General features: G+C 58.2%; 14 protein-coding genes, 2 tRNA genes, 3 rRNA genes and 1 pseudogene. 6 read left to right on the forward strand and 14 right to left on the reverse strand.

Annotated elements, in window-relative coordinates:
* The first annotated feature begins 9 nt into the window (after positions 1-9).
* From PPTH39_RS19905 to PPTH39_RS19925, 5 genes are all read left to right on the forward strand, one after another.
* Positions 10-86: transfer RNA gene (locus PPTH39_RS19905), tRNA-Arg, on the forward strand.
* Positions 87-270: 184 nt separating this feature from the next.
* Positions 271-361 (forward strand) — tRNA-Ser (locus PPTH39_RS19910).
* Positions 362-667: 306 nt separating this feature from the next.
* Positions 668-1,186, forward strand: a complete 519-nt coding sequence (locus PPTH39_RS19915) for an RNA polymerase sigma factor (protein ID WP_095017812.1) — start codon at positions 668-670, stop codon at positions 1,184-1,186.
* A complete protein-coding gene (locus PPTH39_RS19920) occupies positions 1,179-2,123 on the forward strand; it encodes a FecR family protein (protein ID WP_232527665.1) in 945 nt (314 codons plus the stop codon). The genes PPTH39_RS19915 and PPTH39_RS19920 overlap by 8 nt, the downstream gene beginning before the upstream one ends.
* A gap of 116 nt (positions 2,124-2,239) precedes the next feature.
* The gene (locus PPTH39_RS19925; RefSeq protein ID WP_232527666.1) at positions 2,240-4,693 is read left to right on the forward strand and encodes a TonB-dependent receptor; all 2,454 of its coding nucleotides are present in this window, start codon (positions 2,240-2,242) and stop codon (positions 4,691-4,693) included.
* Positions 4,694-4,773: 80 nt separating this feature from the next.
* Here the strand turns inward: PPTH39_RS19925 and PPTH39_RS19930 are convergent, their stop codons facing one another.
* From PPTH39_RS19930 to PPTH39_RS19970, 9 genes are all read right to left on the reverse strand, one after another.
* The gene (locus tag PPTH39_RS19930; RefSeq protein ID WP_095000662.1) at positions 4,774-6,255 is read right to left on the reverse strand and encodes a YdgA family protein; all 1,482 of its coding nucleotides are present in this window, start codon (positions 6,253-6,255) and stop codon (positions 4,774-4,776) included.
* Between the two features lie 129 nt (positions 6,256-6,384).
* A complete protein-coding gene (locus tag PPTH39_RS19935) occupies positions 6,385-7,029 on the reverse strand; it encodes an NADH:ubiquinone oxidoreductase subunit N (RefSeq protein WP_095000661.1) in 645 nt (214 codons plus the stop codon).
* A 106-nt stretch (positions 7,030-7,135) separates the two neighbouring features.
* Positions 7,136-8,581 carry an efflux transporter outer membrane subunit gene (locus PPTH39_RS19940; protein WP_095000660.1) on the reverse strand — a complete coding sequence of 482 codons (1,446 nt, stop codon included), beginning with the start codon at positions 8,579-8,581 and terminating at the stop codon, positions 7,136-7,138.
* Entirely contained in the window at positions 8,578-9,480 is a 903-nt protein-coding gene (locus PPTH39_RS19945; RefSeq protein ID WP_095000659.1) for an efflux RND transporter periplasmic adaptor subunit, read from the reverse strand. The genes PPTH39_RS19940 and PPTH39_RS19945 overlap by 4 nt, the downstream gene beginning before the upstream one ends.
* Entirely contained in the window at positions 9,477-9,686 is a 210-nt protein-coding gene (locus PPTH39_RS19950; RefSeq protein ID WP_016782973.1) for a DUF1656 domain-containing protein, read from the reverse strand. The genes PPTH39_RS19945 and PPTH39_RS19950 overlap by 4 nt, the downstream gene beginning before the upstream one ends.
* Complete coding sequence (locus tag PPTH39_RS19955; RefSeq protein ID WP_095000658.1) at positions 9,683-11,770, reverse strand: FUSC family protein; 2,088 nt, start codon at positions 11,768-11,770, stop codon at positions 9,683-9,685. The genes PPTH39_RS19950 and PPTH39_RS19955 overlap by 4 nt, the downstream gene beginning before the upstream one ends.
* Positions 11,767-12,198 (reverse strand): MarR family winged helix-turn-helix transcriptional regulator, encoded by a 432-nt coding sequence (locus PPTH39_RS19960; protein ID WP_016782970.1) that lies wholly within the window; start codon positions 12,196-12,198, stop codon positions 11,767-11,769. Before PPTH39_RS19960 ends, PPTH39_RS19955 begins: the two co-directional genes overlap by 4 nt.
* A 100-nt stretch (positions 12,199-12,298) precedes the next feature.
* Positions 12,299-12,556 carry a DUF2789 domain-containing protein gene (locus PPTH39_RS19965; protein ID WP_095000657.1) on the reverse strand — a complete coding sequence of 86 codons (258 nt, stop codon included), beginning with the start codon at positions 12,554-12,556 and terminating at the stop codon, positions 12,299-12,301.
* The gene (locus PPTH39_RS19970) at positions 12,537-14,153 is read right to left on the reverse strand and encodes a glycosyltransferase family 39 protein (RefSeq protein ID WP_095000656.1); all 1,617 of its coding nucleotides are present in this window, start codon (positions 14,151-14,153) and stop codon (positions 12,537-12,539) included. The genes PPTH39_RS19965 and PPTH39_RS19970 overlap by 20 nt, the downstream gene beginning before the upstream one ends.
* A gap of 237 nt (positions 14,154-14,390) precedes the next feature.
* Here PPTH39_RS19970 and PPTH39_RS19975 point away from each other — a divergent pair, with 237 nt between their 5' ends.
* Entirely contained in the window at positions 14,391-15,089 is a 699-nt protein-coding gene (locus PPTH39_RS19975) for a GntR family transcriptional regulator (protein WP_130872342.1), read from the forward strand.
* A 48-nt stretch (positions 15,090-15,137) separates the two neighbouring features.
* Here the strand turns inward: PPTH39_RS19975 and PPTH39_RS23910 are convergent, their stop codons facing one another.
* The 5 genes and pseudogenes from PPTH39_RS23910 to PPTH39_RS19995 all read right to left on the reverse strand — a co-directional run.
* Positions 15,138-15,923: a methyl-accepting chemotaxis protein gene (locus PPTH39_RS23910; RefSeq protein ID WP_370688617.1), complete on the reverse strand. Its 786-nt coding sequence runs from the start codon at positions 15,921-15,923 to the stop codon at positions 15,138-15,140.
* A 69-nt stretch (positions 15,924-15,992) separates the two neighbouring features.
* Positions 15,993-17,018: pseudogene (locus tag PPTH39_RS23915) on the reverse strand (cache domain-containing protein); the annotation flags it as partial.
* A gap of 279 nt (positions 17,019-17,297) precedes the next feature.
* Positions 17,298-17,413: ribosomal RNA gene (rrf, locus tag PPTH39_RS19985) — 5S ribosomal RNA — on the reverse strand.
* A 105-nt stretch (positions 17,414-17,518) separates the two neighbouring features.
* Positions 17,519-17,634: ribosomal RNA gene (gene rrf, locus PPTH39_RS19990) — 5S ribosomal RNA — on the reverse strand.
* A gap of 148 nt (positions 17,635-17,782) precedes the next feature.
* Positions 17,783-17,889 (reverse strand): 23S ribosomal RNA (locus PPTH39_RS19995); the annotation flags it as partial.

Genomic DNA, 17,889 nt, shown 5'->3' on the forward strand with positions numbered 1-17,889 from the left:
GGCCGCGTCGCACCAGTAGCTCAGCTGGATAGAGTACTGCCCTCCGAAGGCAGGGGTCGTGGGTTCGAATCCCGCCTGGTGCACCATTCTTTTTCCCTTGCTCAAGGGAATCGCGTCAAAACCCTGTAACCAACAGCATTTTGCCTCCCACCGAGAACCCGGTGAGCGATCGCACGCCTGTTTTTTGAGCTTTTCTGCGCAAAACGCAGATCCGGTTAAATTTTCTATGGGCAACTGACGAAAGGCTGGTTACTATACGCGGCGTTTCGCGGAGAGCTGGCCGAGTGGCCGAAGGCGCTCCCCTGCTAAGGGAGTACACCTCAAAAGGGTGTCGGGGGTTCGAATCCCCCGTTCTCCGCCATTATTTGTGGCACCTGAATGCGTTCCCTTGTTCAAGGGAACCGCGTTTTCCCCCCTACCCAATCAAACCCGATGTGCACCTGCGCAAGGTTTTGTCGCGTCCGCAGAAAACTGTGGGAGCGGGCTTGCTCTCGACTCAAGCGGCGCGGTCGTCCTGCCAGACCGCATTGATGCCATCGCGGGCAAGCCACACTCCCACAAGACTTGTCGACCGCTATAACTCAATGCTCATCCCAGCAAGAGTCGTTGCGCCATCGGGTTCAATCGTTAATGATACGGCTTCTCATTAACGCCTGAGCCCTGCTCCATGCCCTCGCCTTCACCCTCCAGCCTGCTGGCCAGTTTTCAGGAGCACTACGACGATCTGTTGTCGTTCCTGACCCGGCGCCTGCGTGACCGGCATCGGGCAGCGGATGTGGCGCAGGAAACCTGGATCAAGCTGGCAAAAATCGACCCCGAGGCGGTCACGGTACTTAATGACCGGCACTTTATTTTCAAGGTGGCGGGCAACCTGGCCATCGATGCCTTGCGCGTGGATCAGCGCCAGACACGCAACCTGAGCGGCGAACCGCCTTCACTGCAAATCGCTGATCCGGGGCTGCCGCCCGAAGGTCTGCTGCTGGCCACCGAGCGCATCGGCATTCTGGATGAGGCGCTGCAACAACTGTCGCCCAATGCCCGCCAGGCGTTACTGCTGAGTCGCATCGACGGCATGACCCAAGCCCAGATCGCCGTCGAACTGGGCGTGTCGCCAAGTATGGTGGCAAAATACATTGGCCAGGCCTTGCGCCACTGCCGTGACTGGCTAAAAGACAACCATGCCTGAGCGTGCCGTGATGCCTTCAACGCCCTCCCCTGACGATCTCGACGATCAGGCCATCGACTGGCAGACCCTGCTGCACTCGGGCGAAGCCAGCGCACGCCAGCGCCTGGACTATCAGCGCTGGCAACAGTTGAGCCCGGCGCACAAAACCGCGGCCCAAGAGGCCGAAGCGCTATGGGCGGATATCGGTCTGACCGCCAGCGCCGAGCAACATCGCGCAAGACCGCGCCGCCGGGCTTATCGCTGGGCCAACGGGCTGGCGGCGGGGTTGCTACTGGCCGTACTCGGGTATGGCGCTACGGACTATGTACCAAGCTGGTCCGACACTCATCACACCGGGGTCGGTCAGCGCCAGCAATGGCTGTTGAGCGATGGCACGCGTGTCACGTTGAACAGCGCCACGGCGTTGTCGGTCGACTTCACGGGCAATCAACGTAGCGTCATCTTGCGCAAGGGCGAAGCCCTGTTCGAGTTGGCCGATGACCCGTCGCGCCCCTTTATCGTCCAGGCCGGGCAAGACCGGGTGGCGGCTAAAAACGGGGCCTTCAGCGTGCGCCGCGATGCAGTTCAGACCCGTGTACTGGTCGCCTCGGGCGCGGTGCAAGTGCAGCACCAGACGCAAACCCTGGAGCTGCAACCCAACCAGCAGGCACTGTATCAACCAGGCCAGGCTGTCGCCGAGCGCCAGCAGGTTGATGCCAATGCCCTCACCGCCTGGCACCGCGGCAAGCTGATCTTCAACCGTAAACCCTTGCAGGACGTACTCGCCGAACTGGAGCGCTATCAATACGGCCGTATCGTGCTGCCCGATGCAACACTCGGCGCCATGCAGATCAGCGGGGTGTTCGACCTCAACGATCCACAGAACCTGCTGCATACCCTGGAACAGCGTTACGGCCTCAACATCACCTACCTGCCCTTTGTGGCGTGGGTGCACTGAAAATAATTTCGCACAGGCACTGCAAGATCCTGTCGGGCATATCGTCGTAGTAAGACCAGGAACGAATCCGTTCCCATTCGCGATATAAAAAACCTCGAACAAGGATCAAAAACGCAATGGTCGAGCACGTCAAGAAGCCGCGTGGCGCACACCTAAACGAACAGCGACTGCGCCAGGTATTCGTAGCCACAGCCTTGCTGGCCAGCCTGGGAGGCCCGCTGCAAGCCAGTGCCCAGACCGCAACTGCGGCCACGCCCGGCACGTCCCAGCACACCCGCCAGGTCAGCGTGGACGTCAGGGCCCAGGACCTCGATCAGGCGCTCACCCAGTTTGCCGATCAAGCCGATTTGCACCTGCTGTTTACCTCAGCCGAAGTCGCCGGCTTGCACAGCCAGGCGCTGCGGGGGGAGATGAGTGTTGAACAGGCCCTGCAATCGCTACTCAAAGACAGCGGTCTGGTCTGGCAATTCAGCGATGCCCGCACCGTCATCTTGGGTAAACCTCAAGCCCCCGCTCAGAGCCTGCAACTCAAGGCCCTGGAAGTCAGCGTCGGCGCCCGTACCAGCACCTCCATCAGTGAAATCCCGGGCACCGTGTGGGTGGTCGACCAGGTGCAGTTGCAGGAGCAACTGGACACTGGTGTCACCCTCAAGGAAGCCATCGGCAAACTGGTGCCGGGGCTCGACCTGGCGCCCGAAGGGCGCAGCAACTACGGCCAGAACATGCGCGGGCGCAACGTGCTGGTGATGATCGACGGCGTCAGCCAGAACAGCTCGCGAGGGCTGTCGCGCCAGTTCGACAGCATCTCGCCGTTCAACGTAGAGCGGATCGAAGTGCTGTCCGGCGCCAGCGCGCTGTACGGTGGTGGCGCCACAGGCGGGATCATCAATATCGTGACCAAAAAGGGCACCCCCGGCCCCGCGCAATTCGAAACAGAGCTGTCCGCCACCAGCGGTTTCAACAACAGCGACGACCTCTCCAGCCGCATTTCACAATCCGTCAGCGGGGGCACTGATCGGGTCTATGGCCGCCTGGGGATTTCCGGTGAACAGAACGAAGCCTTTTACGATGGTAAAGGCGATCAGGTATTTATCGACAACACCCAGACCGACCTGCAATACAACCGCACCCTGGACCTGATGGGCAGCCTGGCAATCAAGCTCGATGACGTACAGGACCTGGACTTGCTGGCCCAGTACTATGATTCGGGGAACAACGGCAGCGTCGGGATTTACTTCCCCAACCTGCACGACAAAGCACCGTCCAATCTCGAAGACGCCGAAATCCGCAGCGGCTACGACACCGACCTGGAGCCGCGTTCCAAGCGCCTGCTGTTCAACGCCAACTATCACCACGCCGACCTGCTGGGCCAGGACTTCTACTTGCAGGGCTCGTACCGCAAGGAAGACAACAATTTCTATCCGTTTCCGTACTACAACGCCGGTAAACCGCAGGGTTCCAAGGGCGTGTACTTCGCCGCTTCGCAGCAGAACTTCGAAGTCACCAGCCTCAAGGCGCTGTTTGCCAAACAATGGGACAGCCTGAAGCTGACCTATGGCGTAGACCTCGACCGCGAGCGCTTCAATGCCGAACAAAGCGTGTTCGATTCGGCTATCTCTTCCGAAAGCGGCGGCCTGGACCTGGTCACCCAAAGCAAGTCCCCGCGCTACCCAAGTTACCGGGTTGATGGGCATTCGGCCTACGCCCAGCTTGACTGGAAACTTACCGATGCCCTGACCCTGTCTGGCGGCGCGCGGCGCCAGCAAATGGACGTCGATGTCGGTGTGTTCAAGGGCATTGCCGGTGGCAGCAACGACTACGCGGTCAACCTGTTCAACCTGGGCGCCATTTATGACTTCAAGAATGGCCATCAAACCTGGGTCAACTACAGCGAAGGCTTTGATTTGCCGGACCCGGCCAAGTACTACGGCAAGGCGGGGCTGAGCGTCAAAGACAACCCGTTGGCCGGGATCAAGAGCCGTCAGGTCGAAACCGGCTGGCGCTTTGCCGATGTGGATTGGGACGCGCAGGCGGCGATCTATTACATCTGGTCTGACAAGGTCATCACCACGGACGCTGCCACGCTGACGATTGATGTAACCGACAAGAAGAGCCGTGATTTTGGCTTTGAAGGCGCGCTGACCCGTCACTTCAATAACGGTTGGGACGCAGGCGGCACCTTGCATCTGGTACGTTCAGAGGAAGAGGACGCGCAAGGCGACTGGATGAAGCGTGACGCCCGGTATGCGTCATTGTCCAAATCCACCGCGTTTGTTGGCTGGCACGGTGATGGGCGCAATGTGCGCTTGCAGGGTAACCATGCCTTTACGCTTAAAGACGATTCCGACCACAAGATCAGCGGTTACACCACGTTCGACTTGATGGGCAGCCAGGAGACTGAATTCGGCACGTTCAGCGCCGGCATCCAGAACCTGCTGGACAAGGAGTACAGCACGGTCTGGGGCCAGCGTGCGGCGCTGTTCTACTCGCCGACCTACGGCCCGGAGTATCTGTATGACTATCAGGGCCGTGGCCGCACATACACCATGACCTGGTCATTGGCTTATTGAACAGAGCAAGACAGTGGGAGCGAGCCTGCTCGCGAAGATCGTTCGCGAGCAGGCTCGCTCCCACAGTTTAAGTCGCGGCTTTACTGGCTGGCCACACCACCAAAGCGGGTACTCATCGCAGTGATGAAGTCTTCAAGGCTCATTTTCTGGCCATTGAGATCCACCTGGCCATCAGCGTAATTGAGCGAAGCCAGGATGTTGTTGCCCTCCACTTTGGCCAGCCCGGTTTGCACCGCCATCACGCCTGCCATCTCGCTGTTCATGCTGGCCATCTTGGCAATGGCTTGCGGATCGGTCTGGCCAACCAACTGTGCCTGCACCGCTGACAAATCAGCAATCATCGGCTTGGACAGCAACAGCTTGGCATCCAGCGCGGTCAGCATCTGCTTGGTAACGTCAACTGGCGGCTGCTCAAATGAGGTCGGCTTGGCCAGCCCCATGACAACGTTGAGCTGGCTTTCACCATTGGCGGTCTTGATCGTGAATTTCTCCAACGCCAGTTGCGGTTTGGCAGCCAGAATTTTTTCAACCTGAAGCTGCATCTGCACTTGCTCCGCCGGGGTCAGCGGGGTTTGCGGCAGGGTACCGTCGGCCTGAGGCTGGAACTTGTTCTGATAAATCTGCAGCAGCGCCTGCATGGCCGGGATATCCAGGCTGCTGGCAGTCAGTACCATTTGCGCACTGCCCACCGGCTTGCCATCCAGGGTGATATCACCGACGTTATAGGCCAGACGCCCGGACATCAGGTTGCCATTGGCGGAAGCAGAATCCGTGTACTCGAAGTTCTTGAGTTTGATCACCGATTGCTTGACGCCATAAGTCAGCTGACCTTCGCTCAGCGCCATCACGTTCTGCCCGAGATAGAAGCCAAAGTCGGTCTTCTTCAGGTCACTGGCCAGGGTCAGGCCGTTGAGCTCGACCGTTACCGGCGGGTTCTCAATCGTGATCGCATTGAGCTTGAGGTGGTCCATATAGCCTTTGGCCTTGAGGTTCTGGCCATCGGCATCGGTCTGGGCTTGCATGGTCATGCCCGAGAAGCTGAAGGTGGAGTGCTCGTCCAGCTGGGTCTCCAGTGCCATCAGCTCCATATGACCGTCAACCGAGCGGTCGTAACCCAGGGTGACCTGACCTTTGAGCGGAGCCTGATCCTTGGTTGCGGCAAACCACTTTTCGGTAAATGGGGTTTTTTCCAGCGAGTAATTGCTGACCGCCATCACTGGCATCCACTTGAACGTCTTGATACGCGACCACGGCAATGGACCATGCTCGATATTATCGACAAACAGCAATTCCACCGGCTTCGCATCCGGGCCCGCCTTGTCGTCCTGGATCTTCAGGCGATAGTGCGCGGTGCTGCTGTAGAGGTTGCGCTCAATGGAAACCAGCTCAATAGTGCCGTGAGTGGTGGTGCCTTGCAGCTGCTTGGCCAGCTCCTGGTTGGTCTGCTCGATCGAGGTCTGCAACACACCCTCGATTTTGCTGCCGGTATACCACGCGCCAGCGGTATTCAGCGCCCCGGCGACAACAACGATCCCTACCAGCACACCTAATGGTTTATTCATCAATTGACCCGTTCAATGTCCGTTATGTTGAAAGTAAAGCGGTCTTTGCCAAGCCCTTCATGGGCCGAAAAGTGCTAGCAGATTAACACTGGCAGCAGAGCAGACGCTCCTCCAACGTGATACCTGGCTTTATGCAGGTTGGGCGTAACGCTGGTCAATTTCGTCGAGCTGGTGGTCGAAACTCTTGAGACTGGCACTCCAGGTGTACACCAGCACTTCCAGATCATGGTCGATGCATGTTTCTCCTACGGAATTAAAAGAAACGTCCGAGTAATCCAGCTGATAACGCTCACGCGCCATCGCTGCCGCGACATTCGAGAGCTCACGCGCAGTGTCGAGCCATTGGCGCTCCTCGGATGGCAGGGCCTTGTCGAGTTTCAGGCATTGGGTCTTGAGGGCTTCGAGGCTTTTTTCCAGCGGGGTGCCGGTAAGTTCGCCCATAAACTCCTGGAAGGTCCGGCCCGGTTGCCAGTAACTGCCCCAGAAATAGCGGTCAAATACCGTCTCTACCCGCCGCAGGGCAACCTTGGTGTCCCAGATCAGGACGCGGGTCTGGCCCTGGTTGATCTGGCGTTTTTTGATCTGCCGGGTTTGCACCGAGGCGCAGGCCACCACCACTATGGCCAGAACGGCAATCAACGCACTCGCGCTATCGAGAAAGATCATTGCCTTGTCGATCTGGTGCGCCAGCATGATGCCGTAGAAGTAGGTCGCCGAAAGCAGCACCACGGCTGCCACTGCACACCAGAAGCCGGGAGCATAAGGGTTTTTCATTATTAGTATCCCCATCAGGCATGGTCTGCACGATGAGGAGGGCTACAGACCGCAAACGCCCTGAACCATCGTTCTGATACCGATAATTCAGAGCATAGCAACGCTGTCAGGGTTTGGCGTTTGTCGCCGCTTGCGTTCGTCCACTTTCCCAGCCCCCACCCAGGGCCAGGAACAGATCGATCTGACTCATGGCAACCTGGGTGTTGGCCGCCGACAATTGCGCGCGCATGTCAGTGTAGGTGCGGGTTGCCTGCAGATCGGCCAGGAATGACTCGCGCCCCGCCTGGAAGAACTGATGGGTCTGGTCGGCCGCCGTTTTGGCCGACAACTCGGCCTCTGCCAGGGCATCACGGCGCTGCAGCAACGCCGTGTATTGCACCAGGCTGGTCTGGGTTTCACGGATGGCATTGAGCACCACACCGTCAAACTTGGCCAAAGCGCCTTGAGTCACCGCCTCGGCCTCACGAATTCGGGCTCGCGAGCCATTGGTCGGAATCGTCCAGCTCAGCATCGGGCCGAAGCCCCAGCGGTTAGTAGGGGCCGTGCCCAGGTTGTCGATAATCCCCACTGTGCCAATGCTGGCACCGATGCTGATGTCCGGGTACAGCGAACCTGTGGCCACACCGATTTCGGCGGTGGCGGCGGCCAGATGGCGTTCGGCCTGACGCACGTCCGGGCGGCGTTTAAGCAGTGCTGCACCGTCCCCCACGGGCAGCAATTGCGCGATATGCGGCAGCTCGGCGCAGGTAGCCACACCGGCGGGCAGTTGATCCAGCGGCCTGGCCAGCAACATCGACAAACGGAACAGGCCGGACTGGCGCAATGCTTCGTAACGGGGCAATTCTGCGCGCAACGATTTGAACTGGGTTTCAGAACGGGTGACCTGGGTTTCATCACCGCGACCCGCATCACGCAGGCGCTGGGTCAGGCTGGTACTTTGCGCTTGCAGCTTGAGGGACTCTTCTGCGATGTGGTGTTCCTCATTGGCTGCGCACACTTGGGTGTACGCCCGCACCACATCCGCCACCAGAGTGATGCGCGCGGTGTCGGCGGCAGCCTGAGTCGCGTCGGCGTTGGCCTGTGCCGCTTCGATCCCGCGCTGCAAAGTGCCCCACAAGTCGAACTGGTATGAAGTGCTGATACCCAGATCACCGACATTGGCTACCGGCACCTTGTCCGCCAGCAGGAACGCTTCACCGGACTCCTGCAGGCGCTGGGCGCCCGCTTTCACAGAACCACTCCAGCCACCGGCCGACTGTGCCTGCTCAACCTGGGCCCGCGCCCGCGACAGGTTCGCCGCAGCGACCCGCAGATCAGTGTTGGAGGCCAGCGCCTGGCGCACCAGTTCATTGAGCCTGGGGTCCTCATAGAGCTTCCACCAGTCAACTGGAACCGGGGCGGACACCACGTTGGCGCCCTCGCCAGCCAGTTGGCCCTGCAAGTCCGGGCGCTGCATGGCCGCGTCTTTGGGCAATTGGTAATCAGGGCCAAGCAGTTGGCAACCGGACAGCAGCAGCCCAAGTCCTACGGCTGCCAGGCGAACGGCTTTCATTGCGCGCGCTCCGGGGCAGGCTGGGCTTTGGCCGAATCTTCGATGATGGACACGGTCGCGGTGCGCCCGGCAATCATGCGAAAGTCTTCAGGCACGTCGTCAAACACGATGCGTACCGGAATCCGTTGCGCCAATCGCACCCAGCTGAACGCAGGGTTGACGTTGGGCAGCAGGTTCTGGCCACTGGTGCGGTCACGGTCTTCGATGCCCGCCACAATGCTTTCAACATGCCCGCGCAAACGTGCGTTATCACCAATGACACGGATATCGACGCTTTGGCCGACATGGATGCCATCGAGTTTGGTTTCTTCAAAATAGCCGTCGATATGGAACGAGCTGCTGTCGACGATCGACAAGACCGGCCGCCCCGCCGTGACGAACTCATTGACCCGTGGAGCCCGGTCGTTGACGTAACCATCGACGGGGCTGCGCACCACCGTACGATCCAGATTGAGCTGGGCGCTGTCCACGGCCACTTGGGCCTCTATCAGTGCGGCCTGGGCGCGCATTTCACGGGACTGGCTTTCTTCGAGCTGTTCGCGGGCGACCAGGTTGCCCAGGCCTTTGTTACGGCGGCTCTCACGTTGGGCCTGGGCCAGGGTCTCCTTGCGATCGGCCACGGTGGCTTCGGCCTGACGCAGCGCCAGCTTGAAGCGCTCCTGGTCGATGACAAACAACACCTGATCACGGCTGACGGGCTGGTTGTCACGCACATCCACCTGCTTGATCAGGCCCGACACGTCGGGGGCGATTTGCACGATGTCGGCGCGAATGTGGGCGTCACGGGTCCAGGGAGCAAACATGTAGTACATGGTCATGCGCCAGACCACGACGCAGGCAAACGTCACCACCAATAAGGTGAGAACGACACGGCCCAGGGTCAGTAAAGGTTTTTTCATGTCATCAGATATCGACTGAACGAATCCACAACGCCGAGTAACAGAGCGTAGAGACCGACGTTGAACAAAGCCCGGTGCCAGACCAGGCGGTAAAAGTGCACACGGGTGAGTAACCCGTGAACCACCAGAAACAACAAGTAGGTGATGCCCATCAGTACCAGGAGCGTGGGCAGGAAAACCCCGCTGATATCTACGTCACCGATCATAGCGGCGCTCCCTCAATGTGGGCCTGGGGATGTGGCCGGTCGTCGTTGTCGACAATAAATTCGACACCGGGCAGCAGCGCCAGACGCAGGCCGCTGAGGGCGTGCAACAGATGCACTCGTGCCTCGCCTTCGGCTTGCAGGTCATTGGCGTTGAGGGCGCGACGCGTGCGGTCCATGGTCATTTGCAGGCCCATTGGCATTGGCAGGCGCTCACCCGCCTTGAGGCAGGCACAAAAGTAGTCACCCACATCACTGACCACCTGGCGCAGCAACAGTTGCGGCCCGCCCGTAACCCTGGGTGCGTAGGCCAGCAGATCGAGCAGGTTGAGGGCCACCCGCAGGTCACGCAAGGCGCTGCCGGTGTCCTGCCCGGTCAGGGCCAGACGCGGCAAGTGCTGCATCAGGCGGTCGAGCATTTGCGCGCCCATTTGCCGGTGTTCGGCCAGGGTGGCGGGCTGGGTCAGGCTGACAATGTCACGCCAGCTGAAGCGGGTCAGGCGCTTGGCCGCCAGTTCGGCACCGAACGGGCGCGCGATCAGGGTCCAGACGAAGGCAAACAGCAGGCCGACGGGGCCGGCCAGGTTGGCGTTCATAAACACCATGAAGTCCGCGTCGTAGGCGCCCTGGATACTGATAAACGAGGCGGTGTTGACGATAGTCAGCAAGGTGCCCAGGTAAAAGCGCGGTTGCACGGTCAGGGTGCCGACGCAGATAAACGGCACGGCAAACGCCAGCACCAGCATCGGGAAGTCATGCAGGTTGGGCAGGATCACAAACAGGTAGAGGCTGGCAAACAGCACCGACAGCGAGGTCCAGAAAAAGAACCGGTAGATCTGTGGCGCCGGATCGTCCATCGCGGCAAAAAAGCTGCAGGCCACGGCGGCCAGAATCACCGCACTGGCGCCGTCAGTCCAGCCGAGCAGAATCCACAACACCGAGGCGACGACAATCGCGGTGACGGTAGAGAACGCTGAATAAAGCATCAGCCCGCGATCCAGGAACGGCGTCAGGCGACCCAGGCGCCAATGCCGATAGACTGCACGCCAGACATCCTGGTTACCGGTCGAGATGGCCTCTTGCAGGCTGCGGCAGTCTTGCCACAGGTCGATCCACTCACCCAGCCGGTACAGCACGTTGGAGAGCACCAGTTGGCGCCGATCATCCAGGGCGGCGGCACTGGGCTGCAACGCTTCAAGTTCATGGCGCAATGCTTGCCACTGCTGGATCGAGGCGCCCTCACGGGTGCGCTCAAGCCATGCCTGGGCGTGGTCGAGCAATGGCGTGACCTTGTCGAGCAGCTCCGGAGCGCGACGCTCCAGCGCATAGAGTGCATCGTCCAGGGCATCGACCACCGGCAGCAGGTGGATCATGCGTCCACGCAGCTCTTTGGTGTTGCGCACGGTCTGCGGGTGCGCGCCCTCATGGGGCAACTGGCCAATCATCATTTCAAGGCTGTTGAACGTCGCCACCATTGATGAACGCAGGCCACTGGCTTTGCTGGGTTCGACATCGCGGGCCAGAAAGTGCTTGCTGTAATTGCTCGCATCGGCAAACCACTTGGCCGCCGCGTCGATAAATACCGGCGTCAGGCGCCGAGGCCAGAACATGCTGCCTACGACCGCCGCGCAGACGATACCGAGCATGATTTCTTCAGTACGCGAAACGGCGATGTCGAACACATTCAGCGGGTTATCCACAATCGGCAGGGCGATCATGGGCATGGTGTAGCCGGCGAGCATGAACACGTAGCTGTTGGCGGTGCGCAGGTGCAGCGACAGGAACAACAAAATGCCCGTCCAGAGGGCAATCACCAGCACCAGCAAGAACGGTGTCTGGACAAACAGCGGCACAAAAAATACCGCTGCAGCAGCGCCTATCAGCGTGCCCAGGGCGCGGTACACGGCCTTGGAGCTGGTGGGCCCGACAAAGGGGCTGGAGACGATATAGACCGTAGCCATGGCCCAGTAAGGGCGAGGCATTTCCATCAGCAAGGCGATATACAGCGCGATCATCGACGCGGCGAAGGTACGTACCCCGTAGAACCAGTCGCGGGCAGGCGGCATGCTGCTGAAAAAACCGTTCAAGAGGCAGCCCCGTCAGGCAGTTGTCCGGCAGCTTCGAAGGCTTTGATCACACGCAACGCAGCTTCCTGGTCAGCCACTGGAATATCGGCCAGAGCGGCCCTTCTCAGTTGTACAAGCTGAGCTTCAATCGATTGCACCAGAGCACGCCCGGTGTCGGTCAGGCTCAGGGTTTTGGCGCGGCGGTCGCTGGCATCTTCACAGCGGCGCACATAGCCAGCCTTGCACAGTTGATCGAGCAAGCGCACCAGCGACGGGCTTTCCATCCCGGCAGCGTGGGCCACGGTGACTTGCCGCACACCCTCACCCAGGCGGCCGATGATCAGCAGCGGCATGGCGCAGGCTTCGGAAATACCATAGTTGACCAGCGTGGCCTGGCAGACGCGACGCCAATGGCGAGTCGCAACCACCATGCCGGTGCTGATGCTCATTTGCAGTGGATCGAGAGTGTCAGGCAAGAGGCGTCACATAATGTTAGTTTGCTAACTATTAATATTGCGCGGCCAGATGAGCACAGTCAAGTGTTGCTATTTATTTCTTAGGGCCCGTGACAGGTTTTTGCCGCAGCATCAGATTCAATTGGTCGACAACTTCAGCCCAGTCAGCGTCTTCAAGATGCTCCTCACGCAAAAAAGCCGCTTGGGCGGGCGTCCAGAAAAAAGCATCTTCAAGCTTGAGGTCAGGCTTGAGTGGCGAGTGGGTGGTGACAAACTTTTCGATATCTTCCGGGCTGGACGGCAGGCCCAGCTGCTTGAACAAGGATGGCAGGCTATGGGTTGGCTTTTGCATCGAGTTGACTCCATTCAGGTTCAGAGCCGCATTTGGCGGCAACGCAGGTCAAATATAGACGAGCCTGAGTGTCATCGACGGCCAGGTCCTGTGCTTTGCGCCAATCCATGGGAATTGCACTGAAGTCGTCGGGCTGCAGTTTGCTGCTGATCAGCCAGATACGACCCGGGCCTGGGGGCATATCGCTCAGGCGATCGACATAGATACTTGTGCCGTGGCCATTTACCAGCGTGCCAAAGCCATAGTCATTCGGGCGCCCTGAAGTGCCATCTTCCAGGGGCGGCGTATAGAGCATCGGTTGAAATCCGGTCTTGTTGTAATAGACAAAGCTGAAGTACCAGAACAAGTCACTGACGACGATCCGGTCACCGGGTTTGAACTGCTGGTTAACGTGCTCCACCAGACGATCAAAATGATCGGCATCGCTGCTGAAGTTGCTGCGCAAGCCCGTCACTTCGGCGCCAATGAACAGTGTCAGCAGCGCTATGGCCAGCGCCCGCTTGCGCTTGAACAGTTGATCGACTGCAATCGCCACAAGCAGCGGCAAACCCAACGCTGCAAACATCACATAGCGTTCGATAAACAGAGGCGAGATAAAGGATACGGCGTAAATGGCCAGGATCGGCAGCAGGGTGTAGATCACGATCAACGTGATGAATTTATGCGGGCTTGAATCGCGTACAGCCATTCCTGCGACGCCGCCAAGCAGTGCCAGCGGTGCCAGCCAGAACAACGGCCAGGGCAGGTAGTCGCCTTCATCCTGTATCAACAGCTGCCACGTCATGGCGGGCAAGGAGCGGGCATCGACTGCAGGCTCCCACCCCACATCACCGCCACTCTTGAGTTCATCCATATGTTGCAGCAAATCCACCAACCCCGGCAGCCAGGGCAGGAACAACAGCACAATGGCAACGTTAACCAGCCACCAGGCCGGGCGCCTGATCAGCCAGCCGCTGCTGCGGCCACTTAGCAACAGGTACAGCCAATGGGCCATTACACAAAACGCAGTGAAGTAATGGGTGTAAAAAGCAGCCGCCATCAGCACGGTGTAGAGCACCGGGTAGCGATACTTATGCGGGGCCTTGACCCAGTACACCAGCGCGATTGTGGCAGCTATCAGCCACAACCCCATCAGTGAATACATCCTCACTTCCTGGCTGTAGCGCACGGCGGTAGGCAATAACGCCAGCAGCAGGCCCGCCAGCAATGCAGCCCGCGGGGTGGCCACCAGCCGTACCAGCCAGATACCGAAAAATACCGTGGCAATGCCGGGCAGGACACTCAGGGAACGAATCGAGACCAGGCTGTCACCAAACAGCGCTATCCAGCCGTGCAACAGCATGAAATACAACGGAGGGTGAACATCGTGCGCAGCATGAAACCAGATCCCCGACAGCGGGTAGTCGCTCAGCATCAGGCTGGAGCCTTCGTCGCACCAGATCGCCGAGGCGGTGAAACCGTAAAAGCGTACTCCTGCGGCCAGCAGCAAAATACACCACAGCCACGGCTGACGAATCAGGCTGGAAAAAACGTTAGAGGGCTGTAACAGGAGTTCAAACCGTTGCTCACCCACATCGTTGTTGCTGAGTACGCCCATCCCTCACCTGCTGTGCATTGGTGCTGCAAATCGGGCAGCTCTAACTTCGGCGATTGTAGGGCACAGCCCATAACAAAAGGGAGGGCACCCGCCAAGAAAGATAGTGGCCCCATGCAATCTCTTATCCCGCAGTCACGCTAAACTATGCGTAACAAGGTTTGACAGCAATCAGGTCAGTACCTAACTTGAATTGGATCCAAACAAGTATGCCGGTTCGTCGGCACAGGTAGTCGCAACGTGGCCGTTAAAAACAATCCCTTAAACAGCATAGTTGTGTCGGGTCCCATACCCGCTCACCTGGCGCGCTCGGAGATCGAAGAAACCTTGCGCAACGCCATTCTTGATGGCCGTTTGCCTTGCGGTACAGCCATTCGCCAGGAAGCACTGGCGAAGTTGTTTGGCGTCAGCCGTATGCCTGTACGCGAAGCACTGCGTCAGCTGGAAGCTCAAGGTTTGCTGCAGGTCGTGCAATACAAGGGTGCCGTGGTCGCTCCTTTGATTGAAGACAACTCGCTCGAGACCTATGAACTGCGACAGTTGCTCGAAGCCCAGGCACTGCGCCTGTCAGTACCACTGTTGAGCAAAGAGGATTTCGAAGAAGCCGAGGGCTATATCGAAGCGCTCGAGATCGAAAAAGACTTCGGAAAAATCGGCACACTCAATCGGCAATTTCATCAGGCGCTTTACTGCAAGGCTCCTAATAAAAAACTGCTGGCACTCATTGAGGCCGGGCTAATTGAAGAAGAGCGTTTTCTACGCTTCAACCTTGAGCAGATGAACCTTGGCAAGTTGTGCCAGGACGATCACCGTGCGTTGTTGCGTTATGCCCGGGCCAGAGATTTCGAGGCTTGTATTGCAGAGCTGGAGTTGCACCTGCAGCGCGGGGTGAAGGCTATTACCTACTACTTGAGCATGGTCAAAACAAAACAGCCCTGACATATGAATCGCCAGGGCTGTGGATAACTTATTGCTGACCTGCGGGTTTCAGATTTTGAAACTGTCGACCAGTTGCTTGAGACGGCTGGCCTGCTGCGATAGCGCATCGCAGTCCTTAAGGGTTTCGTTAAGGTTCACCACACCTTGCTGGTTAAGCAAGTTGATCTGGTTGATATCCACATTGAGGGTTTCGACCACTGCCGTTTGCTCTTCAGTGGCGGCGGCAACCGACTGGTTCATACCGTCGATCTCATCGATGCGCTGAGTCACGCTGATCAAACGGGCACCCGCCTGATTGGCGACCTCGACACTCTCCTCGCTGGAGACCTGACTCGCATTCATGGTGCTGACCGCTTCGCGGGAGCCTACCTGCAGCGAGGTGATCATTTTATGTATCTCCTCTGCCGACTCCTGAGTGCGGTGGGCGAGGTTGCGCACCTCATCCGCCACCACCGCAAACCCTCGACCCGCTTCGCCCGCACGCGCAGCCTCAATGGCTGCGTTGAGGGCCAGCAGGTTAGTCTGCTGAGAGATACCTTTGATCACATCCAGAATGTGCCCGATGTTGTCGGTGCTGGCATTCAGGGTTTCTATTTGCGCACACGACAAACTGATCTTCTGCGATAGCTCGGTCATGGCCTGGATGGTCTGTTCAACCACTTTGCGACCGTCATCTGCCTGCTCGCTGGCACCGCTTGCATGTTGCGAAGCATCGGCGGCGTTGCGGGCGATTTCCTGGGTGGCGGCACCCAGTTCATTGATCGCCGCGGCGACACTGTTGGTGCGCGCACTTTGCTCGTCCGAGCCGACAATGGAAGCGTTGGACGAGGCCATAACGCGGTGTGACAGGTCATGAACCTGACGAGTAGCAGAAGACACTTCGCTGATCGAGGCGTGGATACGCTCGACAAACTGGTTGAACGAGCTGGCCAGTTCACCGAATTCGTCCTTGTTCTCAATGACCAGACGGCGCGTCAAGTCACCCTCGCCCTGGGCGATATCCTGCATCGCACGGCCCATGGTGGTCAGTGGACGCATCAGTACACGGATCAACAAACTCAACAACAACGCAATCGCGGCCACTGCAATAAACATTGCAATCAACGCAGACGTACGGAATTTAGACAGCGGCGCGTATGCTTTTTCTTTGTCTATTGATTGACCGATATACCAATCCGCGGACGGCAGGCCTGTCACCGGGGTAAAGGAAATAATCCGCTCATGACCATTGAGCGTCACTTCCTGAATGCCCTTCTCGATGCGCAGAGTACTGACCGGGTAAATGTCCTTCAGGTTCTTCATCACCTGATCTTTATCCGGGCTAACGATAACCTGGCCATCACTGCTCACCAGAAACGCGTAGCCCAGGCCACCGGAATCAACCGAATTGATGATTTTGACCAGGCTGTCCAGGCTCAGGTCACCTCCCACCACACCCAACAACTCACCGCCTTTTTTAACGGGCATGGCGATGGTCACAATCAGGCCTCCGACAGCTGCCATATAAGGAGGTGTCAACATGGTCTGACCGGCGCCTACAGCTTGCTTGTACCAGGGGCGCTCGCGGGGGTCATAACCTGCAGGCATGGTCGCGTCAGGGCGTTGAGTAAACACGCCATTGGCTTGCCCGACGTAGGTGAACTGAAAGTTGGAGGTGAATGCCGGCTGATCAACCAGGCCAGGGAGATCAGCCTGGCTGCCTTGCTGCGCAATATTCTGTGCCAGGCTCTCCAGCACCAGAATGCGGCCACCAAGCCAGTTCTGAACGCTGCTGGCTGTCAGGTTGCCAGCCTGTTGCACCGAGGACTCGATGTTCTGCTTGATGGTGTCGCGCTGCAGATAGTCGTTGTACAACGTGAATAACGCAAACGCCAGAACCACGACGCCTGAAGCGGCCAGAAGGATTTTATGACTGAACTTGAGATTCATAGCATGGGACTTCTTATGCCAAAAGTTGGGATGCGTACGGTGTGTGCAACCTGTTGGCAGCTCTGCTCGCACGCAATGCTCAACAGGCTGTCGGCACGGACGGCAGAATACTTAGCCACGTTTGATGGCAATGTGCTTAATCCGACGAAAGCGCAGCTGTGCGATTTGAGGTTTGGCTTTTGGAAGGGGGTTCAGACGAACAGAAAGGGCGCTGGGGATTTACGTCGCGCAAAAACAAAACCCCTGTCTGCGTTAGCAGACAGGGGTTTCGGAATTCAATCTTGACGATGACCTACTCTCACATGGGGAAACCCCACACTACCATCGGCGATGCATCGTTTCACTACTGAGTTCGGGATGGGATCAGGTGGTTCCAATGCTCTATGGTCGTCAAGAAATTCTGTGGCAGATCCGTTATCAAAACGTGCCTGCGAAAACTTGGGACTTCTATAAAAACAAAATCCCCGTCTGCGCGAGCAGACAGGGATTTTGGAATTTAATCTTGACGATGACCTACTCTCACATGGGGAAACCCCACACTACCATCGGCGATGCATCGTTTCACTACTGAGTTCGGGATGGGATCAGGTGGTTCCAATGCTCTATGGTCGTCAAGAAATTCGGTAGCCAGGTCGTTTACCTTTCGGTTTACGCTCCAGCGAATGGGTATGTAATAGATGTGGTGTTTTGTGAACCGCAAACTTTCGGTTTGTATCGTCTTCACACACCGCAATTCGCTTCTAAGCAAATTGCTTGGGTGTTATATGGTCAAGCCTCACGGGCAATTAGTATTGGTTAGCTCAACGCCTCACAGCGCTTACACACCCAACCTATCAACGTCGTAGTCTTCGACGGCCCTTTAGGGAACTCA

This window comes from Pseudomonas bubulae (assembly GCF_900618535.1).
GTDB classification, from domain to species: Bacteria; Pseudomonadota; Gammaproteobacteria; order Pseudomonadales; family Pseudomonadaceae; genus Aquipseudomonas; species Aquipseudomonas bubulae.